The following is a 24715-nucleotide window of genomic DNA, read 5'->3' on the forward strand; positions in this document are numbered from 1 at the left end:
TGTTCAGTATGGCGGAGACGTATAGGGGTCGAACCTACCGCAGACGGTAAAGCCTGCCACCGGTTTTGAAGACCGGGCGCCACACCGGTGGCGAAACGTCTCCTCATAATTATCTGTAGACTATGCGAAAATAAAAAAACTCGCAAGTGTCGGTAATATTGTCCGCAAAGTGTTTTTTTACCCATTGCCAAATTATAACTGAGCATTATATGTGAAAAAACGTATTGCCGGTGAACAGTGGAATTCGGTCATTTGACAGCGGCCGTATGCAGGTAGTATTTCTTGCCTGCGTGGGCCAATGTTCAGGCCCTGACCATGCGCTGCCGCGCACGGAAAACGTAACGGAGGCAATGTTGAACCAGATGAGTCGCAACCTGATGCTGTGGGCCATTATCGTCCTGGCAATGGTTATGCTTTTTAATATGTTCCAGCAACCGCAGGGCGTGATGCAGCGAGTGCCTTATTCAGACTTTCTGAGTCAGGTCGATGGCGGGCAGATTCTGTCTGTCACCATGCAAGGGCACACGCTCACAGGTAAAACATCAGACGGCAAGACTGTGCAGACATATGCTCCGCAGGATCTGGGTCTGGTCAACCGCCTCATCGAAAAAAAGGTGGAGGTTAAGGCAGAGCCGCCGGAAGAGCAGCCCTGGTATATGACCTTGCTGGTTTCGTGGTTCCCCATGCTGCTTCTTGTTGGCGTGTGGATTTTCTTTATGCGCCAGATGCAGGGCGGCGGCGGCAAGGCCATGAATTTTGGCCGGTCGCGTGCGCGCATGCTCAATCAGGACAGCGTAAGGATTACCTTTGCTGACGTGGCCGGAATTGACGAGGCCAAGGATGAATTGGCCGAAGTTGTCGAATTTTTGTCCAATCCCAAAAAGTTTACCCGTCTTGGCGGGCGTATCCCCAAAGGCGTGTTGCTTGTGGGGCCTCCTGGCACGGGTAAGACGCTTCTTGCGCGCGCAGTTGCCGGTGAGGCGGGGGTGCCCTTCTTTTCCATTTCAGGCTCAGACTTTGTTGAAATGTTTGTGGGCGTGGGCGCTTCGCGCGTGCGCGATCTTTTTGTACAGGGCAAAAAAAATGCTCCCTGCCTTATCTTTATTGACGAAATTGACGCCGTGGGCCGTCAGCGTGGAGCCGGGCTCGGCGGTGGCCACGACGAGCGTGAGCAGACACTGAACCAGATGCTGGTTGAAATGGACGGTTTTGAAAGCAATGAGGGCGTTATTCTTATTGCCGCCACCAACCGTCCTGACGTGCTTGACCCTGCGTTGCTGCGTCCTGGCCGCTTTGACCGTCAGGTTGTTGTGCCCACGCCAGACCTGCGTGGTCGCCGTCGTATTCTTGAGGTACACACCAAGCGTACGCCTTTGTCTGGCGATGTGGATCTGGAGGTTCTGGCGCGCGGCACACCGGGTTTCTCGGGTGCGGATCTGGAAAATCTGGTCAACGAGGCTGCTTTGCAGGCTGCCAAGCTGAATCAGGACAGACTGGATATGCACGATTTTGAATACGCCAAAGATAAAGTGCTTATGGGGCGCGAACGCCGCAGCCTTCTTTTGTCTGACGACGAAAAGCGCATCACGGCCTATCATGAGGGCGGTCACGCCTTGGCGGCCCGTCTGCTGCCCGGGTCTGACCCGGTGCACAAGATCACCATCATCCCCCGTGGCCGCGCCTTGGGCGTAACCATGCAGTTGCCTGAAGAAGACCGCCACGGTTACTCGCGTTCCTTCCTGCGCAACAACTTGGTGGTGCTGCTGGGGGGCCGGGTGGCTGAGGAAATTATTTTTGACGATATCACCACTGGCGCTTCCAATGACATTGAGCGCGTCACCCGCATGGCCCGTAAAATGGTGTGCGAGTGGGGCATGAGTGAAGCCGTAGGTACTCTTGCCATCGGTGAAACAGGTGAAGAAGTATTTATTGGCCGCGAGTGGGTGCAGAACAAGAACTTCAGTGAAGACACCGCCCGTCTGGTGGATTCGGAAGTAAAGCGGATTGTGGACGAGGCGCATGAGCGCTGCCGCGTACTGCTCAAAGAGAATGAAGAAATCCTGCACCGTATTGCCCGCGCCCTGCTGGATCGCGAAACCATCACTGGCGAAGAACTTGACCTTCTGATGGAAGACAAGGAACTGCCGCCTCTGGATGGTAACGGCAAGCCCATGAAATATTCTGAAGCGCCCAGCCGTCCGAGCAAGGGCAGTGGAGAGGATAAGCCTGCGGAAGCCACGGCCGAGGCTCCTGCTGCTGATGCGGCAGAATTTACCCTTGAGCCTGACCACCTCGACGGTTCCGTTGCTCCTCACGAAGCGCCCACATCGGCTGGGGGCGTCGAGTCAGAGGCAGAAAAGGCTTCGGGCCAGAACGGCGAAGACGACAAGAAGCGATAGAAGAAATGAATAATTCATTCCCGGTGGCGTCCATAGCGGATGCAGCCTGGTATGTCAGAGGGGGGCGGGCGCTAAAAACGCCCTCCCCCTTTGGCGTCATGGGCATAGTCAATCTTACCCCCGATTCGTTTTATGACGGGGGTGTTCATCACAAACCCCTTGCTGGTCTTGAGCATGCCCTGACCCTGCTTGATCAGGGCGCGGACATTCTTGATCTTGGGGCGGAATCCTCCCGTCCGGGCGCAGTTGAACTGTCGCCTGATGAAGAAATACAGCGTATTACGCCCGTGCTCGCGGGGTTGCGCCACCGGGCGCCTTGGGCCACTGTTTCAGTGGATACATACCATGCGGCCACGGCGGCATCGGTTCTGGAACAGGGCGCTGTTATTATTAATGATATTTCGGCTTGTGCTTTTGACCCTGAGCTGCTGGATGTGCTCGTGCAGTACAAGCCCGGCTATGTGCTCATGCACAGCCAGGGACGCCCAGAGGTCATGCAGCATAATCCCCGTTATGACGATGTGCGCCGTGAAGTGCGGGAATTTTTTGAATTCAACCTTGGCAAGCTTGTGCGGGCTGGTGTGCCGGAAAACCGCATTGTGCTTGATCCCGGCATAGGGTTTGGCAAAGTGCTGAAGCATAATCTGGAACTGCTGGCCCACCCGGAAGACTGGCTCGGCTTCGGCAGACCTGTGCTGATGGCGCTTTCAATGAAGTCCGTTTTCGGGGGGTTACTTAATTTGGCTCCGGCGCAACGCGGGCCTGCCACAATTGCGGCAACAGCCCTTTTGCGCTCCAAGGGAGTATTTTGGCACAGGGTGCACCATGTGGCCGAAGCACGGCAAGGCCTTGCGGTGGCTACTGCGTTCAGCGCTGCAGGCCAGTGAGCACCAGATGTATGAAGTAGGGCGATAAGGATTGGCCGGATGCCCTTACCATTCAGGAATAGAGCGTGATCCAGTGCGAAAACCCAGCACTTTTTTTATAGTATTTACGGCAAGCTTGTGCTGTTGCCTGCTGGCTGTGTTTTTTCTTGTGCAGCGCAGAGCGCAGGTGGAATTTTCACGCCTGGAAAATATTATTCTGGCTCAGAGAGACGACCTCAAGACTGAGCTGACCAGCCTGCTTTTCAAAACGCAGGTACTGGCTGCCCTTGTTGTTCAAAATGACGGGCGTGTCATTGGGTTTAACGACGTCGCTAACGTCATTGCCGACAACGATAATATAGAAACTCTTGCATTGGCCCCAGCAGGAGTGGTTTCCTATGTCTACCCATTGCAGGGCCACGAAACCTTGCTGGGGATGAACCTGCTTGATTCATCTGATAATGCCGCCGCGATCACCCCAACCAGTAATGCTGGCATCAGTCTTTATGGCCCGATGAAGCAACCTGACGGCACCGCCGTGTTGGTAGGGCGGCTGCCAGTTTTTTTGAAAGATGCTGATGGGCAGCGCAGGTTTTGGGGTATAGCCTCAATAGCGCTCAAGTTTCCTCAAACACTGGAAGCTGCGGATCTTGACCTGCTTGAGGCGCAGGGGCTTACATATGAAATCTTGAAAGTTAATCCTAAAAATCAGGAACAGGAAACCATTGCTGCCAGTGCCCGGGCTTTTGATGCCGGCGCGCCGCATTTGGTAATGCCTCTACAGATATTCAATGCGCATTGGTATTTTCGTATTTCTTCGAGCGAGGCGTGGTACCAATCTTTTGAAAACTGGATTTATATATTTTTCGCCTCAGTGCTCAGCCTTCTGCTCGCCTCGCTTGCGCAACGCAATCATGATCTGGCCAATGCCCGCCGTCGTCTTGAAGAAATGGTGTATAAAGATACCCTTACAGGGATTTTGAATCGCAGGGGTCTTTTTCAGGTTATGGCGGATCGGGCCGGCAACGGGAATAATGAAAAATTTTGTCTGTACTATATGGATTTGAACCAGTTTAAAGCCATTAATGATACCTATGGACATAAAGCTGGCGACCGCGTATTGCAACATTTCGCAGCTGCCATACAAGCAGTGGCGCCCAAAGACAGTGCCTTTGCCCGTATGGGAGGGGACGAATTCATTCTGGTGCTATTCTGTGCATGCACTCACGATCACATAACATCTGGCCTCGCCAGAGTAGCTGCCGATCTGGCAAAAGGCTTGCCCGGCGAAGGACCGAACGTGCCCATAAGCTTTAGTGTGGGCAAAGCTGAATATCCTGATGACGGGCAAACGCTTGACGAGCTGCTCTCGAGGGCAGATAAGGCCATGTATCAGGATAAGGAACGCCACCGGCGGCATATTCGACTTGTTGCTCGATAAGCCGCACTGCAATGGCGAACCAGGCGAAATGTACGAAAACGGAAGGCTTCGGTCTGTCTGGCCTTACAAACAGGCGACCGTGGTCATGTGAGCTCTGATACTTTCAGCTCAAGGATCATATACGGTGCTGGACAATATTCCTGTTGAATGGCGTGACCTTCTGGACATAGGTGTGGTCAGCGTTCTTTTGTACCAGGTTATACAACTGGTGCGCGGTTCGCGGGCACTGGCTGTGTTGACCGGTCTTGGCTTGCTGACTCTGCTGTTCTTTTTTGCCAAAGGCATGGGGCTGTATACGCTGAGCTGGCTTTTGCAGCATATCTTCAGCTCCCTTTTTATTCTAATCGTGGTCATCTTCCAGTCTGACATCCGGCAGGCTTTGGGCGAAATGGGCACGAAACGCCTGTTCCGGCGAAAGCAGCTCATGCAGGATGGCGTTGAAGAAGTGGTCATGGCCTGCGTTGAAATGGCCCGCCTGCGTGTGGGTGCGCTTATTGTTGTGGAACGCAGCATGCGGCTTGGCGACATGATCAAGCGTGAAGGCGTGCGTGTTGACGCGCAACTTTCCCGCCAGTTGCTCATGAATATTTTTTACCCCAAAGCCCCTCTGCACGATGGCGCAGTGGTTATCAGCAAGGGCAGGCTTATGGCTGCCGCCTGCATTCTTCCCCTGGCCGAGGCCAAGGGGCAGAGCTTTGGAACCCGGCACCGGGCTGCCCTTGGGGTCACTTCAGAAAGCGACGCAGTCACTATTGTTGTATCGGAAGAACGGGGTGAAATTTCTGTAGCCATGAAGGGCGAACTGATGCGCGCCCTGGACTCGACTCGTTTGCGTGAGGTTCTTAATGAAGTCCTCTAGTCTTTTCCGGCGCACGCCACACCTGGTGTCTATGCTTGTGGCCGTTCTGGCCGCCGTGAGTATGTGGTATGTGGTCAGTGTGCGTGAGCGCGTGGAAGCGCAGCTTGAAGTCACCTTGGATTACTATGGCATACCGGCCAATCTTGTCATAACAGACGGCCTTATAAACAAGGCCATAATTCGCCTGCGCGGACCCGAGACACTGTTGCGGTCCGTGACTCAGGGCAAACTGATCCAGGCTGTGAATCTTTCCCAAATCAAAAAAGGCGTCACGGTAGTGCCTTTGACTGCCGAACATCTTGGGCCGACGTTTCGAGCCTTTGAGTTGATCGACGTGCAGCCGCCACGCATTGTCGTCAAAGCAGACACTCTGATAGAACGCTCTGTACCCGTGCGCGTTACGGTGGATTCGCCATTGCGCAACGGTGCATTGACCGTGGAAAAAGTCAGCGTCACCCCCACTACCGTCATTTTGCGTGGTCCGGAAACAGTGGTGGAAGAGATTTCCAGTGTGCCCGTACCCATCATGGCTGACCCCAAGGCGGCAGGCACCACCGTACAACAGGTGGTTACACTGGATACGCCAAGCCTGATCACATCCACACCGCCTACTGTCAAAGTGCAGTACAGCATCACAAGCGGCCGTACAGAAGTAACCCGCCGATGCAAGGTGGAAGTTTTGGCTGAAAACCGCCGCCAGTACCTGGTGACTCCGGGTGAGGTCAGCGTTCACGTTGAAGTGCCTGACGCTCTGGCAAAAAATGCTCAATATCTTGGGCAGCTGGAGGCGACGGTCAGCCCGCCGGATATGGAAGAAGGTGAAAGCCGTGTGGTTGAGCTTCGTTTTCGCTTGCCGGAAGGCATGACGCTCTTGAACCCCGGCACAGAAGAAGTTACGGTAAGCCGCAAGAAAAAATAGCCCGCTCTCCCGGCACGTTGCGGGAGGCGGAGGCCGCCTTGCGGCCCTGAAGGAGATGGCATGGCCGATCGTCTTTTCGGCACTGATGGTTTGCGTGGCACGGTGAACAATTACCCGATGACCGTAGATGTGGCTTTGCGTCTGGGCTTGGCTGCCGGAGTACGTTTTCGGCGGGGCCAGCACCAGCATAAAGTGGTTATTGGCAAGGATACGCGCCTTTCGGGCTATATGTTCGAATCCGCCCTTACGGCGGGACTATGCGCGGCGGGCATGCATGTTATCATGACTGGCCCTCTGCCAACCCCGGCCATATCTTTTCTGACGCGCAGCATGCGCGCGGATCTTGGCGTGGTTATTTCGGCATCGCACAATCCTTTTCACGACAACGGCATCAAGTTTTTTGATGCCGATGGCTACAAACTGCCGGATCTGGCCGAAGACGAAATCGCTGGTATGGTGCTGGACACTGATTTTTCCTGGCCCTACCCAGACTCCAGAGGAGTAGGGCGCGCCACCAAGATCGAGGATGCTGGCGGCCGTTATATCGTCTACACCAAAAGCTGCTTTCCTGCCCAGCTGACGCTTTCTGGCCTGCGCATCGTTGTTGATTGTGCCAATGGCGCCAGTTACAAGGTCGCTCCTCTGGCTCTTGAAGAGCTGGGGGCCGAAGTTTTTCGCATCGGCACAAATCCTGACGGTACCAATATCAACGAGCATTGCGGCTCTCTTCATCCTGAAGTGGTGGCCGCCAAAGTTCGTGAGGTGCGCGCTGACATCGGTCTTGCGCTGGACGGCGATGCCGACCGCCTTATCGTTGTGGATGAGCACGGTGTTATTTTGGACGGCGATCAGATCATGGCCCTGTGCGCACAGGCCATGATGGCGAGAGGCGAGCTGCCCGGCAATCTGCTGGTGGCCACCGCCATGAGCAATATGGCCCTTGAAATATTCATGCGTGACCACGGCGGGCATCTTTTGCGGACCAAGGTTGGCGATCGCTACGTTATGGAAGCCATGCGGCGTGAAGGGGCAATGCTTGGCGGCGAACAGTCCGGGCACCTCATTTTCCACAAGTACAGCACAACAGGCGACGGCCTGCTGGCAGCCTTGCAGATATTGCGCATCATGCGTGAAAAAGAACGTCCCCTTTCTGAACTGGCTGGCCTGCTGACGCCTTTTCCGCAAAAGCTCATCAATGTGCGGGTGGAAAAACGTCTGCCGTTTGAAGAACGCCCGGCCATTGGCGAAGCCGTGGCTCAGGTTGAAAAAGAACTGGGCGGACGTGGCAGGGTGCTTTTGCGCTACTCCGGCACCGAAGCTCTTTGCCGCGTCATGGTCGAAGGGGAAAATCCCGACAAAGTGCGGGAATATGCCGAAGACCTGGCACAGGTCGTCGAACGCGAACTGCGCTAGCGTCTGGCTGAAAATTCTGATGATCCTGGTTGCCACTCCGGCAATAACGTAAACGAGAATGACGCGACAGTAGGGGGCCCTTGGCCCATGCTGAGAATTCTGGCGGTGGCCCTTGCCCGCAGGCATTTATGCCTGCGGCGGGCACGCATTGCCGTGAATAATCAGATGCTGACGCCACCTTGATTATTGCATCTATTCCGGTTTTGGCCGAATATATATCAAGCAAAACAAACAGCGGAGGCGAGCATGAAGGATATTCGCAAGGTTATTATTCCCGTGGCCGGATGGGGCACGCGTTCATTGCCTGCGACCAAGAATATTCCCAAGGAAATGCTGCCCATCTATAACAAGCCTGTCATCCAGTATGTGGTGGAAGAGGCCCAGAAGGCCAACATTCAGGATGTAATTTTTGTGACCAACCGTGACAAGAGCGTTATTGAAGACCACTTTGACTACAACCTGCAGCTGGAATCAGTACTGGAACGCGCCGGAAAACTGGACAAGCTTGCTGAAGTGCGCAAAGTGGCCGAAATGGTCAATATCATGTCCGTGCGGCAGAAAAAGCAGCTTGGTCTTGGTCATGCCGTGCTTTGCGCGCGCGAACTCGTACGCGATGACCCCTTTGCCGTTATGGTTGGCGATGACCTCATGTTTGGCGGCGTGCCCGGAATTGGCCAGCTTATTGAAGTGGCTATGGCGGAAAAAATGCCCGTCATCGGCGTTATGGAAGTGCCGTGGGAAAAAGTCAGCCGTTATGGCATCATTGATGGTGACGAAGTGGCCCCCGGCGTTTTCAGAGTCAAGAGCATGGTTGAAAAACCCGAAAGGGAAAAAGCTCCTTCGCGCATGGCCATTGTGGGGCGCTATGTACTCACGCCGGATATTTTTGACTATCTTGAAAAAGTCACCCCTGGTCACGGCGGCGAAATTCAGCTTACTGATGCGCTTCAGGCGCTTGCTCAAGACAGGGGCATGATGGCCGTGCGTATGTCGGGCATGCGTTTTGACGCTGGCGACTGGGCCGAATTTTTGACTGCCAATATCTATTTTGCCTTGCAGGATGAAGAATTACGCTACGATCTGCTGAGCCTGCTTAAAAATTTTGTGCAGTTTCACTAGAGGCTGTTTTTAAATAAATAATTTTGCGCCAAGGGCAAAGAAAAAGGCCTTGTTTACGGAAAAAGTGTACTCGCGGTACATGATCGGAGTAAAAACAGCCTTTTGACGCAGACAGTTGAGCAAAAGAATTATTGGGGAACAGCCCTCAGGCCGATTTGCCGCGAAACTGCCTGTAATCCGCGCCAAAGAATGGCTGCATCCGTTTTATCTCTCCCCCTGCCCGCACTGGTTGCGGCGGGGGGAGACTTGCTTTCCCCCCAGTATTGATTAACTCTGCCCCACATGTACGCCAGCATCGCTCTTCTGAGTCCCCCTTATTCCACTTTGAGCTACGCTCTGCCACCGGAATTTCCTGATGATTTCTGGAGGCCTGGATTGCGTGTGGCAGTCCCCTTGGGGCGAGGCGAAAAGGCTGCTCTGCGTGCAGGGATCGTGCTTGAAACCAGCGAAACCCTTGATCTGCCCAAGGGGGTGGCTTGCAAGACCGTATGCTGGCCCCTTGAGGAACAGCCCGTCCTTACAGGCGAATTGCTGGCTCTGGCACAGGACCTCGCTCTGCGTCAGGCATTGAACCCCGGCCATATTTTGGGCCATGTGTTGCCCCAGGGGCTTCGAATCACGCGTGTGCAACTGCGGCTTGTAAACGAAAAGGGGGCTACCTCCTGGCCGTTGGCTCGTATTCGCGGAGCGGATGAGGGTACAAGACGTCATTTGGCTCAAGCTCTGGCCCAAGGCGAGGCAAGATTGCTGCCCCCTGGCACTGATGCCGCCAGTGAAGAATTTTGCGTTCTGCGCGTGGATCCTCCGTGGCCTGTGCGGCCTTCTGCTTCACGGCAGATAGAGCTGCTGGAATATTTGCAGGAACACGGGTCCGTCAGCCGGCGGAATCTCACCCGCGCCTTGGGGCAGGGAACTGGTGTTCCCTTACAGTCGCTCTTGTCCGCCGGGCACGTTGCGCTGACGCGGCAGGATGCCGAAGATGAAGTGGAAGCCGTGGAGCAAGGCCTTTTGCCGCCTCCGCCCGCTCCCTTTGTTCTGAATGACGATCAGGCTGCTGCTCTGAACGAGATGAAGACCGCTCTTGAGACTGCCCAGACGGAAAAACGTGCTGTATCCCGTCTGCTCTATGGCGTGACGGGCAGTGGTAAAACCGCCGTATACCTTGAATTGGCCCGTGCGTGTCTGGCTGCTGGCAAGAGTCTGCTTTTGCTCGCGCCAGAGGTGGCCCTGGCTTACAAACTGCGGCGAGACGCAGCTTGCGCGCTTCCGGAAATTCCGCTTTTTTTCCACCACGGCTACCAGTCTCCAGCCCGTCGTGAAGCTACCTACAGGCAACTGGCCGTGCGCCAGGAACCCTGCCTGGTGGTGGGTACACGTTCGGCCCTGTTCCTGCCTGTGCCACATTTGGCTTGCGTTGTTCTGGATGAGGAACATGACGCATCTTTCAAGCAGGACGAAAGTCTGGCCTATCAGGCCAAGGAAGTTGCCTGGTTCCGCATGGCCCAGAAGAACGGCCTGCTGGTGCTGGGATCGGCCACACCTGACCTCAAGACGTTTCATGCTGCGGAAGGCGGGCACCTGCCCGTATTGCGCCTGCCGCGGCGCGTGGGTGGGCGCGATTTGCCGCCTGTGGAGCTGGTGGACATCAGTTCGCTTTCTCCTGCTGCCACGACGGAGCACGGTCTTCTGGCGCCGCAAAGCGAGCAGGCTCTGCAGGAGGTCATAAGCAGAGGAGAGCAGGCCGTGGTTCTGCTCAACCGCCGTGGCTATGCGCCCCTTATGTACTGCCTTGATTGCGGGCGCACGCTCCGTTGTCCTCAATGCGAAATAGGGCTCACCTACCATAAGGGGCGGGAAAAACTGGTCTGTCACTATTGTGGATACAGCAGGCCTTTTCCTTCTCCTTGCCCGGAATGTAAGGGTATGAATTTTCTGCCAATGGGTGAGGGCACGGAGCGTTTGGCCGAGCGCCTTAGTGTGCTGGCAGGGGGGCCTGTACTGCGTCTGGACAGAGACAGTACGCGCCGTCCTGGGCGGATGGAGGAAATTCTGGCTGCCTTCGCCCGTCAGGAATCTCCCATTCTTGTGGGCACGCAAATGCTTTCCAAGGGGCACCATTTTCCCAATGTGACCCTGGCCGTGATCGCAGACGGCGACCTTGGGCTTAATCTGCCAGACTACCGTGCTGCGGAGCGCACGTTTCAATTGCTGGTGCAATCTTCCGGCCGGGCGGGGCGAGGCGATAAACCCGGCCAGGTACTTATCCAGACGCGTGATGTAAGCCACTACTGCTGGCAGTACGTGCGCGAAGCCGACTATGAGGGATTTTACGCAGCCGAACTGGCTCGCCGTAAACTGCGGCGGTATCCGCCTTTTGTACGGCTTGCATTGATACGAATATCGCACGCTGTGGAGGAAAACACCGCAGTGGCTGCCGTCAATGATCTGGCTGCCGCCATGCGTGGGCGTGCGGCGGAGCTTGGTTTGCAACTGTTGGGCCCGGCCCCCGCCCCGCTGGCCTTGTTGCGCGGTCGCCGCCGGTACACCTGCCTTGTGAAAGGGCAGGATTGGCAGGCCATACGTGCCCTGTATTTTTTTGCTGCAGCGCAAAAATATACCAAAAACCTACGACTTTTTCTTGACCTCGATCCTGTAAATATGTTGTGAATGGCAATTGCTTTTTTGCAGGCTGTTGGGGGTAGCCGTCTTCCCGCATCGGGTTCAGGGCGGTTTTTTCCAGTGCTATATGTGCCACTTTGTGGGCAGTGTTCAAGCCGCTTGTGTGAGCGGCCTGTCTGGTAGCTCTGGTCTTTTTGAAGACAGGTCGTGATGGCGGCCGAGGCATGGGGAGGAAGGATGAAGGTTTTTCGTGCGTTGGGGCTGGCGCTGGCGCTGGTTATTTGCTGTTCGGCCAATATCCGGGCCGAAGGCTTTGCTCTTAATGAATGGAGCGCCCGTGGTGTGGCTCTTTCCGGCGGCATGATAGGGCGTGCCGACGATGTTTCCACCCTGGCCTACAATGCGGCGGGTATAACCCAGGTGCCCGGCACACACGTTATGGGTGGACTGGCCTTCATTGCGCCCATGGGTACAATCGTAGCCGATATGGACAAGGGCACAAAGTACACTTCCACCAAGCCTGATGTCTGGATGGCTCCGCATGGTTTTGTCAGCCATCAGCTGAATGACAGGGTCTGGCTTGGATTTGCTTCCTTCAGCCGCTTTGGCCTGGGCAATTCCTTCGACAGTCAGTGGGTCGGTAAATACAATATGTATGACATCGGCCTGCAAACCATATCCTTTGTTCCCACCCTGGCCTACAAGGTCAACGATACGCTTTCCCTGTCCGTAGGGGTTGAGGCCATGTATGCCCATGTGTACAGGGGCAACAAGATTCCCACAGTAACGGCCGCTTCTTATCCGAACCCCTTTGACAACGACCTGCAGCTGGAAGGCAGCGGCTGGGGCGTAGGCGCGCACCTCGGCATGCATATGCGCTTCAATGATCAGTGGTCTATGGGCTTGTCGTACAAGAGTCAGGTTACGCTTAATCTTTATGGAGACGTGGATTTCGGCTATGAAGGTAACAACCTCATAGCCAAATCGAGAAATCTGCCTGAAGCGCGTGATCGCAGCGCCAACGCCACGTTGCAGCTGCCTGACTCCATCGCCTGGGGGCTTGCCTATAAGCCTTTGGACAATCTGAGCTTTGAAGTTGGCACGGTCTTTACCCGCTGGTCCACCTACAACGCCCTGAATATCAACATGGGCGACGACTATTCCTCGGTCAACAACAAGGAATGGCGTGACGGCTGGAATTTCAACGGCAGCGTTGAGTACAAGCCCCTGGACTGGTGGACCTTGCGCGCTGGCGTTGCCTATGAAACCCCGGTCGTTAACGAGAGCTACAGTGACTATATGATGCCCACCAATGGCCGCACCATTATGAGCCTTGGCACTGGCTTTGCCTGGGAAAACTGGACCCTTGATCTGGCCTATGCCCACCTGTGGATCAACCCTGTGGACTATGACAATACTGAATCATCCGGCATTAAGTCAGCGGGGATCAAGGGCGGCCATTCGGAGAACGTGCAGGCCAATATCTACATGTTCTCAGTGGGATATACGTTCTAATACCGTCTCTTCTCGATCCTTTGAGCGGCCCTGCAAGGCCGATCAGATTGATAAAAATATTCCCCGGTTCTGGCATTGCCAGGCCGGGGTTTTCTTTTATGGGGCTTTACTCACTTGCCAGAACTGTGTGACACTAAGAGTAACTGGGAAGAGCAGGTTGGCTGCAAATGCTCCCAGATTTTGAACCGGACAAACAGGAACTGCCTGATGAAGCAGATAGTCGGGGGGGCAGCATGTTTGTGTGCTTCAACCGTGCTTTATTGATCTTGAACAGACAGGCTGTCATTTTTTTATGGCCCACTGACTAACGCAATTTCATCCGCTACATTGTCCACGGTTTCATGTGTTTGGCGCATGTCTGACCTGTTTTGCCAGTCTGGTTTTTTGCAATATATTTAACGTTGAAAAAGCCCAACTGCTCTAACTGCGCAAAGCGGGCATTACAGTTTTTAACTGCTGGCTGGCCGTTGGCAGCTGTGTGCAAGCAGAAAACACAAAGGATGATTTTATCATGAAAAAGCATGTAAAGTCGAATGTTAGCTGGGTTGGTTACATAGATTGGGAATTGCAGCAGTTTCACGGAGACGAATATTCTATCATCAATGGCTCAAGCCAAAATGCGTATCTGATTGAAGAAGAAAAAACCGTGCTCATTGATACGGTGTGGGCTCCACACCGCTTTGAGTTTATTGAAAACCTCAAGTCAGAAATTGATCTGGAAAAGTTAGATTATGTGGTGGCCAACCACGGTGAAATAGACCATTCAGGGGCGCTGACCGAACTAATGAAGGAACGCCCTGATTTGCCCATTTACTGCACCGCCAATGCAGTCAAAAGCCTTGAAGGGCAGTATGGAAAACACGGCTGGAATTTCAACGTTGTAAAAACTGGCGATTCCCTTGATATAGGCAATGGCAAAAAGCTCGTGTTTGTCGAAATGCGGATGTTGCACTGGCCCGACAGCATGGCCACATACCTTACTGCCGATAACCTTCTTTTCTCCAACGACGCCTTTGGACAGCACTTTGCCGTTGAAGGTCTTTTTAACGACAAAGCCAATCAATGTTTGCTTGAGAAAGAGGCGATGAAATACTATGCGAATATTCTGAATCCTTTTTCTCCCTTTGTAAGCAAAAAAATTGAAGAAATTGTAAAACTGAACATTCCTATCGACATGATTGCCCCCAGCCACGGTGTCATATGGCGCGACAATCCGCTGCAAATTGTTGAAAAGTACGCGCAATGGGCACAAGAATATCAGGAAGACCAGCTCACCATAGTCTATGACACCATGTGGGAAGGTACGACAAGAATCGCTCACGCCATTGCAGAGCAGGCGGGTAGAGTCAGCCCGGATACCGAGGTCAAGGTTTTCAATATTTCCAAAACTGACAAAAATGAAATCATGACTGAAGTATTTAAATCCCGTGCCATCGCTGTGGGCTCCCCAACGGTCAGCAGCACCATCTTGTCCAGCGTGGCAGGCTGGCTGCACTTTTTGAGCTCTTTGAAGTTTAAAAATAAAAAAGCCGCCGTGTTTGGTTGTTACGGCTGGAGCGGCGAGGGGAACAAAGTGCTGACTGAAGAGCTTAACAAGGCGGGATTCCACGTTGTTGAAGAAAGCATACGTTCACAATGGAACCCGGAAAAAGACGATCTTGATAAAAGCGAAGCCATAGCAAAAGCATTACTGACATAGACAATTGTGCCTGAGCTTTTGGGGTTAGAAATTGCTCTGGCGCTCAGTATTGCCGTTTTGCATTCTGTTCTGTCAGCATGTTCCTGGGCTGTGATGCAGGTATATGGTCGCTTGCAGCGCCTTACGTCACCCTGCCAACTATATTTGCAGGCATATGCACAGCCACAGGGTACAGGCGCATGGTTGGCACAGCTAGCCGAGTGATTAGCCTTCAGTGGCATATACCTGCCACAATTCAAGGCAGCGTCCGCAAAAGAAAAGCGTGAACATGTGGGAATGGTTTAAGGCCAAGACATTCTGCGCCGGATATGCACATATCCGGCGCATATTCATGGCGGTAGGCCTGCTTAGAGGCACCGCCGGGGCTTGGCTGTCACGTTCAGGAGGCCGGAGTTTTCAACAGTGAAAAGGTCAGGGACGCACCAATATTTTGATATGCTGGTCCTTATTGTTGATAAGCTCCAGAAAACCGCCCTCAAGAATGTCTTTGAGTTCAATTTTTGAGGAAGAAATGTGCCGCGCATGCAGTGTGTGCATGATATAGGCTGCAGTACACATTTGCTTTCATTTTTCCCCGAAGGGGGCCTCCACTGGCAGACAGTCTGCCCCCGTCCATTGACCAATACCGCCGCATCCAATTGGCGCGCTGGCTTATCGATCACAATTATGCCCGGGCAGAAGGTTTCACCTACAACCAGCGGCGGGCCATCATCGGGTATGATTTGCCAAAGGATGCGCTGGAGCGCGTCATTAACACTGGCGAGCGCTTCCGTACCTGCGGCTGCACAGGCCTGACGGCGAGGTGGCCTGCAATCGCCCTTACGCCAATTCGCGGCCCGGACCGGGCATACGAAACTATCCTTTCAAGCCCGAAGAGGCGGATGTGCGCCATATTCGCCTGCAACTGGGTTTGCCTTTGTAAACTTGCGCTTGAGGCGCATGGCCTTTTCGCAACCTGCGGATCCGGGGCGGGAACGGGCAGGCTTTCTGTCCCGGATCCGTTGGATACCGTGCCGCATTGAGTGCGACGGCACGGGGCCGTGCTGGTTGCTCCGCCAGCGCGGCCTGTTCTTTGACGCCGAAGCGGTAGAGGAGTAGAAAACGGGCATGACTTTGATCTGTTTAGGCGACAGCCTCACATATGGCTACGGCATTCCCCGTCCCCGCGTCTGGCCCTCCTTGCTGGCCGGAGCTACAGGCCTGCGGGTGTATAACTGGGGCATCAACGGCGATACCACTGGCGGCATGCTGGCCCGTTTTCAGGCCCACGGGGCCGCTAGAGACGCTCATGCGGCCATTCTTATGGGCGGTTTCAATGATCTGGCTTTGGGGGCGGAACTTGGTGTGGTAAAAGCCAATATATTCGCTCTGGTGCAGCAGTGCTTCAACGCCCGCATCAAGCCCTTGCTCGGCATTCCCATCCCTGTGCGCCACCCCATCACCTTTCCGCTGCTTGCCAGTATGGATGTGGCGCGGGCTTGCGCCGCCTATGAAGATTTGCGGCTCTGGCTGCGCAGCCTGGCCGAAGACTTTTCTTTGCTAAAGGTAGATTTTTACCGCTGTTTTGAAGAGATTTCGGCCTCGGCAATGCAGGGCGGAGACAGAGCAACCTTTGATGCCTTGTATACTGACGGCTTGCACGCCAGCGAAGCCGGGCACGTTCTTATGGCGCAGGAAGCCGCGCGGGTGATACGCGGAGTCTGATTTCCCTGATTCCAGGTATTGTTACCCTCGGGGCGAGCTTTCTACCTTGCTGGCTTCTTAGAGCATTTAAACTTTTTCTAAGTGAACATGCTCTAACCTTGAAGCTGCTTTTTCTTTGTAAGCGAAATTAGAATGCCTCGTTTCTCTGCTTTTCTCCATTTATTCCAAATACTCATATCTTCGCCGCATTGATGTTTTTTGAGCCGCAGTAGGGCGGCACGAAAAAGCTTTCGTTTTGTCATACGCTGGTCAGATACAGCAGTCAGTATTGCGGTGGAGGTCAGTATGACAAACGATACCCTTCCATTCTGCAAGCTTGTTGAGCGGCAGTTGTCTGTAAAAGTGCGGCAGGGGTTTTGGGATATGCTTCTGGTGGCTCTGCCTGATCCTTTTAAGAAACTTGGCCATATGGCGGTAAGTCTGGAGCGTGCGCGTCAAAAATCGGGTCGAAGCCGCGCTTTTTCCGCAAAATAGGGAAAACCGCAGATACGAACCCCGTGTTTCCCGTATGTATTGCAGGCTGGGTGCAAAAGACATGAAGACAGGTCTTACTGTGCGTGTAAGTCCTGTTTCTTTTTATTGGGGCCAGAAAACTTGCGGATAATCTATTTTGACAGGTTGTGGCACTTAATTTTCCTCTGAAATGTTCTCAAATTAAGCCCAAGAAGCTTGGCTGCCTCACCCTGTCGCCAGCGGCATTTTTCCATAGCCTGCACGATCAGTCTGTACTCGAAAGCCCTGACGGATTCTTCCAGAGGTGTGTCGGTATCTGAAAAAAACGCCTCGCAGTCGTCGCAATCAAAACCCTCGATAGACGCGTCACCGAACATGAAAAAGCGTTCAAGAAAGTTGTGCATCTCGCGGATATTGCCTGGCCATGAGTGCTGTTCCATAGCCGCGCGCACGTGTTGAGGCACCTGCCCCGCAGTGTCGTTAGCGTTCAAGTATGCCTCAATGAGCAGATCAAGGTCGCCGCACCTTTCACGCAACGGCGGAACTTTTACCATTAATACATTAATTCTATAGAAAAAATCTGACCGCATGGTTTTATTTTTTACCATGCTGGGCAGATTTTGATGGGTCGCAGCGATAAGGCGGAATGTGGATCGCTGGGGGGTATTGCTGCCAACGGGTGTAAATTGTTTGCTTTCAAGGGTGCGCAAAAGTTTGACCTGAAGGTGCAAAGGCAATTCGCCAATTTCATCAAGAAAAAGTGTGCCTTCATGAGCAGCCTTGATGAAGCCGTCTCTGTTGCCAACAGCCCCGGTGAACGCCCCGCGCACATGACCAAAAAATTCGCTCTCGATGAGTTGCTCGGGGATGGCACCGCAGTTTACAGGCACAAAAGCTCCCTTGCGCCCGCTCAGTTCGTGAATGGTCTGGGCGCAAAGTTCTTTTCCTGTGCCGGTTTCACCCAAGATAAGCACATTACTGCTGCTTTGAGCCGCTTTTTCTATTTGCGAATACAGGGTTTGCATGGGGGCGCTGGTGCCTACCATCAAGCCAAAGCCATTGGCTGTGCGACAGGAAAGAACTGATATGCTACTTTCTTCTTTAATCGAGTTTTCGATGGCCTTGTATTCGCTGAGGTCCATCATAATGCCCTCAAGAAACAGCAGTTCCCCAGATTCTCCGCAGACAACTTCACCCTGTTCCCATATCCATTTTATGGTCCCGCAGGGAAGCCGCATGCGGTACACCATCTGGTAAGGACGATCCTCCACAAAGCTTGTATAGATTTTTCCCCTTACCGCATCACGGTCTTCAGGCAGAATCAGTGAATCCACAAGGTTCGTGCCATGGTCCAGTGTGTCCGGCGTGACATCAATCAGTTTGTACATGCCATCACTGACAAACTTCAGGCAAACTCCATAATCTTTAGAAAAAGCGTGTTTCCTTTCAGATATTTCAGAACGAAACACTGCGCCAGGAAGAAGATTGAGCAATCGTGTATAGCTGTTGCGCATTTCTACCTGTGAGAGATCTGTATTTTTTTGCATATGTAATACCCATGAAATTTTTTTCATTGTCGTAAAAAACGATAGTTTTGTCATCTGGCGAAGTAAATAACTTTTGATTTGTTTATTACTTATTAGAATATTTGAATATAAAATTTAGGCACAGCTTTTGCTCATATTGAGTGCACTCCATCAGTAGTGAAGCGTTTTTGCTTGAGTATTTTAACATATTTATAATGTGAGGCGCATTGTATGCCAAAGAATGTCATCGTCATCATGTTCGACAGCCTGCAGTACAATTATCTTGGCTGCTACGGCAATGAATGGATAAAAACACCCAATATGGACAGGCTCGCGAGAGAAGGCGTGCTTTTTGAAAACTGCTACACCGAAGGCTTGCCCACCGTGCCTTGCCGCCGGGCGATGCACACCGGGCGTTATACTTTGCAAAAAGCTGGCTGGGTCGCACTTTCTGAAGAAGATACCACCATCGCCGATCTTTGTTGGGGGCGGCCCATCCAGACTGGCCTTGTGTTTGACTGTCCCAACTACCGCTTGCCCAAGTTTGGCTATACCCGTGGTTTCGACAAGGTCTGGTATACCCGCGGGCAGGAAGCCGATAATTTTTACGAGTATGATCCGCTAATCAATCTCTCCATTGACGACTACGTTGAAGAAGCGTGCGCCAAGGCCTATGCGGAAAAAATGGGTGAAGCGGCGCTTGCCGGCAACCTCACGGAACTGGGAATTTTTCTTCGTCAGCGCCAGTACTGGCGCAGCAAGGAAGATCACTTTGTCGCGCGTACTGTCGATGCTGCCATCGACTATCTGGGCGGCGTTGACCGCAACAAGTCTTTTTTCCTCTGGGTAGATTCCTTCGATCCGCATGAGCCGTGGTATCCGCCTTCCGTTACGGAAGGCCGCCCCTGCCCGTACGACCCGGACTACAAGGGTAAGCCGCAACCGTATCCTTGTGAAGGCCCAGTGGACGGAGTGTTCACAGAAGAGCAGTTGCACCACATCCGCATGCTTTATGCTGAAACCATCACCCTGTGTGACGAATATCTTGGCAAGTTGATGGACACCGTGAAGGCTATGGGCCTGGAAGAAAACACCCTGTTCATGATGGTTTCCGACCACGGCGAACACTTGGGCAATGGCGAGCACGGCCACGGGATCATGACCAAGGTTCGTCCCTGGCCTTATGAAGAGCTTGCTCACACCCCCATGCTGTTGCGTGCCCCTGGAATCAAGGCCGGGCAACGCATAAAGTCTTTTGTTCAGTCGTGCGACGTGGCGCCCACCGTGTGTGACTGGCTGGGCATAGGCATTCACCCGGATATGCAGGGGAAAAGCCTTTTGCCCCTGGTGCGGGGAGAGGTGGACAAGGTGCGCGACTTTGCCATCGCAGGCTACCACTCCTATTCGTGGGGGATGTTTACAGATGACTGGAGCTACATCCATTGGTTGCAGCCTGAAAACCGCGACAGCGATAAAATGGCTGCGGAATTTTATAGTGAGAGCATAGACAGTTCGCACATCACGGCAACGGGCGGCAAGGGGTATATGGAAGAATGGCGCAAGGGCTTCGGCGCTGATGACAGCGAAAAGCCCGCAGGCACAGTGCTGTCCAGCCTGGACGGAGCCGATCAGTGGACTTGCTCGCCCAACAGCGTGGCGGAAGTGCCTGAAACAGACGAACTCTATGATAGAAGAAAAGACCCCTTCCAACTCAAGAACGTGCTGGATAAGCACCCCGAAGTTGGCAAGGAGATGCTCCTGCGATTGAAAGAATTCATGGGCGAATTGATGACCTCTTAACTGGCAGGCTTAGAAGGCCCAAGATTTTCGGTACGATTGTCTTGGGCCTTCTGGTCTGATTTTGCCGAATACCGTTGTAAGTTTTCGGCAACGTCATCAGGTGCCGATAGTTTGATCTGATGCAGAAAAATGGAGATTGATATGTATACGATGCTTACCAGTGAATCGGTTGAAGCTGCTATTGCTGCCACCAATAGCGGTATTTTGCTTTGTTCAAAAAAACTCTGCTCACATTGCAAGAATATGGAAAAGGTCGTTGAGAAATTCAAGGCGCAGTTTCCTGACGTCATGTTCTTGAAAGTAGATAGCGAAGAATCGCCCGAAGCCATGACTGCCCTTGGCGCGGAAAGAGTGCCCACAGTCATTGTTATCAAAGACGGCAAGGCTGTGGCTCGCAAGCCTGGGCTCATGAATCCTCGTGAACTGGCCGCATTCTACAGTAGCGCAAAGTAGGGTGCTGGCATGAAAGACATCCTACACTATGATATCGCCGTCATCGGCGGCGGCATGGCCGGTATGACCGCTGGCGTCTATGCGGCGCGCGCCAACAGAAGTTGCGTTATACTTGAGAGCAACATCACCGGAGGTTTGACCAATTCCACGTATCTTGTAGAGAATTTTCCCTCGTATACCTCGATTCACGGCATGGAGCTCATGCAGAAATGCCGTGATCAGGTGGACAGCCTTGGGGTTGCTGTTGAAGAAGTTTGCGAAATTCAAAGCGTGGATCTTGAGGCTCCATACAAACGCATTGAAACCGAAGAGGCAGTTTATCTTGCCAAAAGTGTTATCCTTGCCACAGGTAGAAAGCCCGTGTTGCTGGACGTGCCCACGGAGTGCGAACAGGTTCACTATTGTGCCATCTGTGACGGGGCACCCTACGCAGGCAAGAAAATTCTTCTGGTGGGTGGAGGCAACAGCGCTTTTGATGAAGGTCTGTACCTGAAGCATCTTGGCGTTGCGCAGATAACCATAGTTGAGGAAATGAACCGCCTGTTTGCCGCCCAAGCCGCTCAGGACGCTTTGCTTGGTTGTGATAACGTCCGTTGCGTTCTTGGCACGAAGGTGAAGGATCTTGCGGTGGTCAATGGAGTATTAACTGGCGCTGTTCTGGAAAACTGCGCGTCGGGCGAGTGTGCTGTGGTTGAAGCTGATGGCGTGTTTGTTTTTCTGGGCCAGATTCCGAATAATGAGCTTTTTAAGGATGCCATCAGGGTCAATGAAGCAGGGTATGTTCTTGCCGATGCTGACATGCAGACGAATATTCCTGGAGTATTCTCTGCTGGCGATATTAATGTTAAACAGTTTCGTCAACTTACTACGGCAGCAGCTGACGGCACCATAGCGGCGCTTATGGCGGACAGGTATGTTAGATCGCTAGGGTGACTGGAGTAGTTTATCCGTTTCATAACATGCCGGAAAACAGCTTATGAAGATCATCATTTGGGATACCAATGCGCAACGTATTGCATGTATTGACAGAAACTTGCGCATCGCAATGCAACAGCTTGGCCAGCGCGGGCTGGTCTCAAGTATGTCTGAGCCGCCGCTCATCGGGCGCATGGGCTTGATAGGAAAAACCCCTGTGCTTGAAATTGGCGGCTTTTACTGGTCGTTAAAAGCGGGAAGCGCCATAAGTGTGGAAGAATGCCTTAATCTGCTGCGCAAGCTGCATGAAGGCGGGAAGATTGATGAGGGAGGGCATTTGCAGGAGTGACCGTGCGGAGCCGCGTAAGTACCCCCGTTAGGGCAAGGTGCGCACAGCAAAAGCGTTGGTGTATTTGGCGACGGGTAAGGATAAAAGCCTGCTTGGTGCAGATTTGGTGCAACTGGATATAAAAGGGCATGAAAAAAGGGCTTACGCTTTGCGTAAGCCCTTACTTTCTTTTGGCTCCCCGAGACGGACTTGAACCGCCAACCTAGTGATTAACAGTCGTGCGGTTTTTGTTTCTTTTATTTTCATCTTATTGTATAATGTTGAAAATTCAGATAGTTAGTTTTGCATTAAGTCGCAGTGAATACCCATTGTTTTCTTTTCGCGTGGTAGCCCGGTGGTAGCCCGGAAAATTTAGCAGGAGATGCCTGAAAATGAAGCTGACAAAAAGAGCTGTTGAGGCGCTGCAAGTCACAGGCAAGCGATATGGCGTTTTTGATAGAGATGTAACAGGCTTTGCTGTAAGGGTTGGAGCCTCCGGCGATAAATCTTTTTATTTGGTCTACAGGGCAGGGAAAGGGCGGGCGGCCACAAAACGGTGGCTTCGTCTAGGAACATTTCCGACGATGTCAGTTGAACAAGCCCGTGACATTGCCAAACAAAAAGCCGCGCAAGTTGCGCTTGGGGAGGATCCGGCAGAGCAGGTAAGTGAGTATAAAGTTGCCCCAACAATAAAAACAGCTTTTATCTCTTTTTTTGAACAGCATGATACAAAGATCAAATCGAGCACCTCCGCAGCTTACCACCGGATAGCAGAGCAATATATTTTCCCCGCTATAGGGAGCATCAAGGTCGCAGCCGTTCAGTATCGACAAGTTGCGTCCCTCCACTATGCGATGAAGGATACGCCGTACCAGGCGAATAGGATGGCGGCGCTGCTATCCAAATTCTTTGGCTGGTGTGAAAAAAACGGATATCGGGAGCGCGGTAGCAATCCCGTTGTCGGCCTCGAGAAGTATGAAGAGCAAAAGCGTCAAGCCTTCATGGGGCGAGAGGAACTTGAAGCCTTGGGCAATGCCTTCCGCATCATGGAAACCCAAGGATATACAAACCCCAAAACGGGAAAGGTTACGACCTTTGATCCGAGCATTGCTGCAGCTCTCAAGGTGATGCTTTTTACGGGTGCGCGCTGCATGGAAGTACTTACGCTCAAGTGGGAGTATATCGACATCGACCGGAGCATTGCTAATTTGCCTGATTCAAAGACAGGGGCGAAGTCTTTGCACCTTCCTCCACCTGCTCTGGCCGTGCTGGCTGCTCTTCCGCGTATAAACGAATATTGTTTTCCGGGTAGAAGAGGAACGGGCCATATCGTGAACGTCAAAGATACATGGAGGCGACTTCTCGACACAGCCCGGCTCACAGGTTGGCGCATCCACGATTTACGCCACGCCTACGCCAGTTATGCCGCATGCTCCGGCAAGAGTTTGCCTGTTATCGGAGCTATCCTTGGCCATACCCAGGCGGCGACAACAGCACGCTACGCTCACCTTGCGGATAATCCTGTCGCCGTTGCCGCAGCCGAAACCGCTGCGCAGATTCAGAAGGATTTTAGTGGGGGCAAAGTCTTGCCCTTCAAAAAGGCAGCTGAGTAAGTGCAGAGCATACTTTTATTGACATACAACAAAGTGTAGTTACAATATGGTCAAGCAGCACTGGATAGACCATGCGATTTTTAAGTGGGATGAAGCCAAAGCGGAAAGCAATCGGCGCAAGCACGGAGTGGGCTTCGAACAGGCCGTCAGCGCCTTTGACGATCCTTGCGCCTTGGTGCGATACGATGCGGCTCACAGTCAGGAGGAAGACCGCTTTCATCTCCTAGGTATGGTGGGCACTACGCTGGTACTGCTGGTGGTATTCACCGAGCAAGACGTTATCCGTATTATATCCGCCCGTAAGGCCACGCGGCAGGAGGTAAGGTACTATGAACGGCACCGATAAGGTCACGGCGAAGCGTGTAACTTCCAGTCCTGACGCCCAATCCTTGACTGATAGAGAACTGGCGGGTTTTGTGCGCCTCGCTGACGTGCGGGGGGAAACTTTGGTCGAGCGCCTGCGTACCCTCAAGAAGCGGGCTGCCAAGCAATCCCTGACTGTGCGATATGATGCGGACCTTGTTGAATATTACAGGGGCAAGGGCAAAGGATACCAGCAGGCCATGAACGATGCCCTGCGTGTGTGCATGGAAGCGGAAAAGGGAACCTTGCAACCATAATCATTTTTTGTCAGTATTTGTACATGCTTCTGTTAAAAAAGCGAACTTTGAAATGTATGTGAACAGGGCCGGAACCCCAAAAGGTTCCCGCCCTGCAATTAAACTATAGCACCTACACACCCTCGCTTTCAGGCAAAGCTAACCTTTCCGGTTCATCCACGGCATCGAGGCTGCCGTTTTTCCGGCTTTCCAGCTCTATTGATACCGCCGCAGCAGTGAATACTCCTGCGATTCCGGCCAGTATGCCGCCTATAAATGTCCATCTACTACTCATGGTTATTCTCCTTTTCAGTTGTGCAATTGCAGAAGGCGGGATCGCTCCCGCCCACTGTTCGTTTGTCACTTTGAATAGTTTAGTTGTCCCAATTTTCCTTGATGACCTGCAACACAGCAATGGCAACAGGTATCCATGCCAGTGGGTTCATATTAGCCTCCTTATGTGTCAGCAGCGCGG

Annotated in this window: 22 protein-coding genes and 1 tRNA gene; 19 read left to right on the forward strand and 4 right to left on the reverse strand. The window is 53.0% G+C overall.

Annotated elements, in window-relative coordinates; translation table 11 throughout:
* Window positions 1-9: 9 nt before the first annotated feature.
* Window positions 10-103 (reverse strand) — tRNA-Sec (locus HNQ38_RS01560).
* A gap of 250 nt (window positions 104-353) precedes the next feature.
* On the opposite strand from HNQ38_RS01560, the gene ftsH reads away from it, so the two are divergent.
* From ftsH to HNQ38_RS01610, 10 genes are all read left to right on the forward strand, one after another.
* Window positions 354-2399, forward strand: a complete 2046-nt coding sequence (gene ftsH, locus HNQ38_RS01565) for an ATP-dependent zinc metalloprotease FtsH (RefSeq protein WP_281377778.1) — start codon at window positions 354-356, stop codon at window positions 2397-2399.
* Window positions 2400-2404: 5 nt separating this feature from the next.
* On the forward strand, window positions 2405-3286 hold the full coding sequence (folP, locus tag HNQ38_RS01570) for a dihydropteroate synthase (protein ID WP_183717583.1): 882 nt from the start codon (window positions 2405-2407) through the stop codon (window positions 3284-3286).
* A gap of 166 nt (window positions 3287-3452) precedes the next feature.
* On the forward strand, window positions 3453-4706 hold the full coding sequence (locus tag HNQ38_RS01575; protein WP_183717585.1) for a diguanylate cyclase domain-containing protein: 1254 nt from the start codon (window positions 3453-3455) through the stop codon (window positions 4704-4706).
* A gap of 127 nt (window positions 4707-4833) precedes the next feature.
* On the forward strand, window positions 4834-5565 hold the full coding sequence (gene cdaA / locus HNQ38_RS01580) for a diadenylate cyclase CdaA (RefSeq protein ID WP_221277780.1): 732 nt from the start codon (window positions 4834-4836) through the stop codon (window positions 5563-5565).
* On the forward strand, window positions 5552-6484 hold the full coding sequence (locus tag HNQ38_RS01585) for a CdaR family protein (protein WP_183717587.1): 933 nt from the start codon (window positions 5552-5554) through the stop codon (window positions 6482-6484). Before cdaA ends, HNQ38_RS01585 begins: the two co-directional genes overlap by 14 nt.
* Window positions 6485-6544: 60 nt before the next feature.
* Window positions 6545-7897: a phosphoglucosamine mutase gene (glmM, locus tag HNQ38_RS01590; protein WP_183717589.1), complete on the forward strand. Its 1353-nt coding sequence runs from the start codon at window positions 6545-6547 to the stop codon at window positions 7895-7897.
* A 246-nt stretch (window positions 7898-8143) separates the two neighbouring features.
* Entirely contained in the window at window positions 8144-9016 is an 873-nt protein-coding gene (gene galU / locus HNQ38_RS01595) for a UTP--glucose-1-phosphate uridylyltransferase GalU (RefSeq protein ID WP_183717591.1), read from the forward strand.
* 282 nt (window positions 9017-9298) lie between these two features.
* Window positions 9299-11683 (forward strand): replication restart helicase PriA, encoded by a 2385-nt coding sequence (gene priA, locus HNQ38_RS01600; protein ID WP_183717593.1) that lies wholly within the window; start codon window positions 9299-9301, stop codon window positions 11681-11683.
* 189 nt (window positions 11684-11872) lie between these two features.
* A complete protein-coding gene (locus HNQ38_RS01605; protein ID WP_183717595.1) occupies window positions 11873-13150 on the forward strand; it encodes an OmpP1/FadL family transporter in 1278 nt (425 codons plus the stop codon).
* 478 nt (window positions 13151-13628) lie between these two features.
* Window positions 13629-14849 carry an oxygen-binding di-iron domain-containing protein gene (locus tag HNQ38_RS01610; RefSeq protein WP_343060065.1) on the forward strand — a complete coding sequence of 407 codons (1221 nt, stop codon included), beginning with the start codon at window positions 13629-13631 and terminating at the stop codon, window positions 14847-14849.
* Between the two features lie 411 nt (window positions 14850-15260).
* On the opposite strand, the gene HNQ38_RS14340 is transcribed toward HNQ38_RS01610, so the two are convergent.
* Complete coding sequence (locus HNQ38_RS14340) at window positions 15261-15386, reverse strand: hypothetical protein (RefSeq protein WP_281377779.1); 126 nt, start codon at window positions 15384-15386, stop codon at window positions 15261-15263.
* Window positions 15387-15956: 570 nt separating this feature from the next.
* On the opposite strand from HNQ38_RS14340, the gene HNQ38_RS01615 reads away from it, so the two are divergent.
* The gene (locus HNQ38_RS01615; RefSeq protein ID WP_183717597.1) at window positions 15957-16553 is read left to right on the forward strand and encodes a GDSL-type esterase/lipase family protein; all 597 of its coding nucleotides are present in this window, start codon (window positions 15957-15959) and stop codon (window positions 16551-16553) included.
* Window positions 16554-16838: 285 nt separating this feature from the next.
* Window positions 16839-17027 (forward strand): hypothetical protein, encoded by a 189-nt coding sequence (locus tag HNQ38_RS01620; RefSeq protein ID WP_183717599.1) that lies wholly within the window; start codon window positions 16839-16841, stop codon window positions 17025-17027.
* 131 nt (window positions 17028-17158) lie between these two features.
* On the opposite strand, the gene HNQ38_RS01625 is transcribed toward HNQ38_RS01620, so the two are convergent.
* Window positions 17159-18580: a sigma 54-interacting transcriptional regulator gene (locus HNQ38_RS01625; RefSeq protein ID WP_425485974.1), complete on the reverse strand. Its 1422-nt coding sequence runs from the start codon at window positions 18578-18580 to the stop codon at window positions 17159-17161.
* A 183-nt stretch (window positions 18581-18763) separates the two neighbouring features.
* On the opposite strand from HNQ38_RS01625, the gene HNQ38_RS01630 reads away from it, so the two are divergent.
* The 7 genes from HNQ38_RS01630 (at window position 18764) to HNQ38_RS01660 (ending at window position 24261) form a co-directional block, all read left to right on the forward strand.
* A complete protein-coding gene (locus HNQ38_RS01630; RefSeq protein ID WP_183717603.1) occupies window positions 18764-20332 on the forward strand; it encodes a sulfatase family protein in 1569 nt (522 codons plus the stop codon).
* Between the two features lie 141 nt (window positions 20333-20473).
* Window positions 20474-20785, forward strand: a complete 312-nt coding sequence (locus HNQ38_RS01635; RefSeq protein ID WP_183717605.1) for a thioredoxin family protein — start codon at window positions 20474-20476, stop codon at window positions 20783-20785.
* Window positions 20786-20794: 9 nt separating this feature from the next.
* Window positions 20795-21718: an NAD(P)/FAD-dependent oxidoreductase gene (locus HNQ38_RS01640; RefSeq protein WP_183717607.1), complete on the forward strand. Its 924-nt coding sequence runs from the start codon at window positions 20795-20797 to the stop codon at window positions 21716-21718.
* 43 nt (window positions 21719-21761) lie between these two features.
* Complete coding sequence (locus HNQ38_RS01645; protein WP_183717609.1) at window positions 21762-22049, forward strand: hypothetical protein; 288 nt, start codon at window positions 21762-21764, stop codon at window positions 22047-22049.
* 371 nt (window positions 22050-22420) lie between these two features.
* On the forward strand, window positions 22421-23641 hold the full coding sequence (locus HNQ38_RS01650) for a tyrosine-type recombinase/integrase (RefSeq protein WP_183717611.1): 1221 nt from the start codon (window positions 22421-22423) through the stop codon (window positions 23639-23641).
* 46 nt (window positions 23642-23687) lie between these two features.
* The gene (locus HNQ38_RS01655) at window positions 23688-23987 is read left to right on the forward strand and encodes a BrnT family toxin (protein WP_183717613.1); all 300 of its coding nucleotides are present in this window, start codon (window positions 23688-23690) and stop codon (window positions 23985-23987) included.
* The gene (locus HNQ38_RS01660; RefSeq protein ID WP_183717615.1) at window positions 23971-24261 is read left to right on the forward strand and encodes a BrnA antitoxin family protein; all 291 of its coding nucleotides are present in this window, start codon (window positions 23971-23973) and stop codon (window positions 24259-24261) included. Before HNQ38_RS01655 ends, HNQ38_RS01660 begins: the two co-directional genes overlap by 17 nt.
* 112 nt (window positions 24262-24373) lie before the next feature.
* Here HNQ38_RS01660 and HNQ38_RS01665 read toward each other — a convergent pair whose 3' ends face one another.
* The gene (locus tag HNQ38_RS01665; RefSeq protein ID WP_183717617.1) at window positions 24374-24535 is read right to left on the reverse strand and encodes a hypothetical protein; all 162 of its coding nucleotides are present in this window, start codon (window positions 24533-24535) and stop codon (window positions 24374-24376) included.
* Window positions 24536-24715: the final 180 nt, after the last annotated feature.

Source organism: Desulfovibrio intestinalis, assembly GCF_014202345.1.
Taxonomy (GTDB): Bacteria; Desulfobacterota; Desulfovibrionia; order Desulfovibrionales; family Desulfovibrionaceae; genus Desulfovibrio; species Desulfovibrio intestinalis.

Excerpts from the sequence above, each read along its gene's own strand:
- glmM (WP_183717589.1), top strand. The coding sequence starts at position 6,545 with ATGGCCGATCGTCTTTTCGGCACTGATGGTTTGCGTGGCACGGTGAAC.
- HNQ38_RS01605 (WP_183717595.1), top strand. The coding sequence starts at position 11,873 with ATGAAGGTTTTTCGTGCGTTGGGGCTGGCGCTGGCGCTGGTTATTTGC.
- HNQ38_RS01660 (WP_183717615.1), top strand. The coding sequence starts at position 23,971 with ATGAACGGCACCGATAAGGTCACGGCGAAGCGTGTAACTTCCAGTCCT.
- HNQ38_RS01650 (WP_183717611.1), top strand. The coding sequence starts at position 22,421 with ATGAAGCTGACAAAAAGAGCTGTTGAGGCGCTGCAAGTCACAGGCAAG.
- HNQ38_RS01615 (WP_183717597.1), top strand. The coding sequence starts at position 15,957 with ATGACTTTGATCTGTTTAGGCGACAGCCTCACATATGGCTACGGCATT.
- HNQ38_RS01640 (WP_183717607.1), top strand. The coding sequence starts at position 20,795 with ATGAAAGACATCCTACACTATGATATCGCCGTCATCGGCGGCGGCATG.
- folP (WP_183717583.1), top strand. The coding sequence starts at position 2,405 with ATGAATAATTCATTCCCGGTGGCGTCCATAGCGGATGCAGCCTGGTAT.
- priA (WP_183717593.1), top strand. The coding sequence starts at position 9,299 with ATGTACGCCAGCATCGCTCTTCTGAGTCCCCCTTATTCCACTTTGAGC.
- HNQ38_RS01625 (WP_425485974.1), bottom strand. The coding sequence starts at position 18,580 with ATGAAAAAAATTTCATGGGTATTACATATGCAAAAAAATACAGATCTC.
- HNQ38_RS01620 (WP_183717599.1), top strand. The coding sequence starts at position 16,839 with ATGACAAACGATACCCTTCCATTCTGCAAGCTTGTTGAGCGGCAGTTG.
- galU (WP_183717591.1), top strand. The coding sequence starts at position 8,144 with ATGAAGGATATTCGCAAGGTTATTATTCCCGTGGCCGGATGGGGCACG.
- HNQ38_RS14340 (WP_281377779.1), bottom strand. The coding sequence starts at position 15,386 with ATGCACACACTGCATGCGCGGCACATTTCTTCCTCAAAAATTGAACTC.
- HNQ38_RS01655 (WP_183717613.1), top strand. The coding sequence starts at position 23,688 with ATGGTCAAGCAGCACTGGATAGACCATGCGATTTTTAAGTGGGATGAA.
- HNQ38_RS01585 (WP_183717587.1), top strand. The coding sequence starts at position 5,552 with ATGAAGTCCTCTAGTCTTTTCCGGCGCACGCCACACCTGGTGTCTATG.
- HNQ38_RS01645 (WP_183717609.1), top strand. The coding sequence starts at position 21,762 with ATGAAGATCATCATTTGGGATACCAATGCGCAACGTATTGCATGTATT.
- HNQ38_RS01635 (WP_183717605.1), top strand. The coding sequence starts at position 20,474 with ATGTATACGATGCTTACCAGTGAATCGGTTGAAGCTGCTATTGCTGCC.
- HNQ38_RS01665 (WP_183717617.1), bottom strand. The coding sequence starts at position 24,535 with ATGAGTAGTAGATGGACATTTATAGGCGGCATACTGGCCGGAATCGCA.
- HNQ38_RS01630 (WP_183717603.1), top strand. The coding sequence starts at position 18,764 with ATGCCAAAGAATGTCATCGTCATCATGTTCGACAGCCTGCAGTACAAT.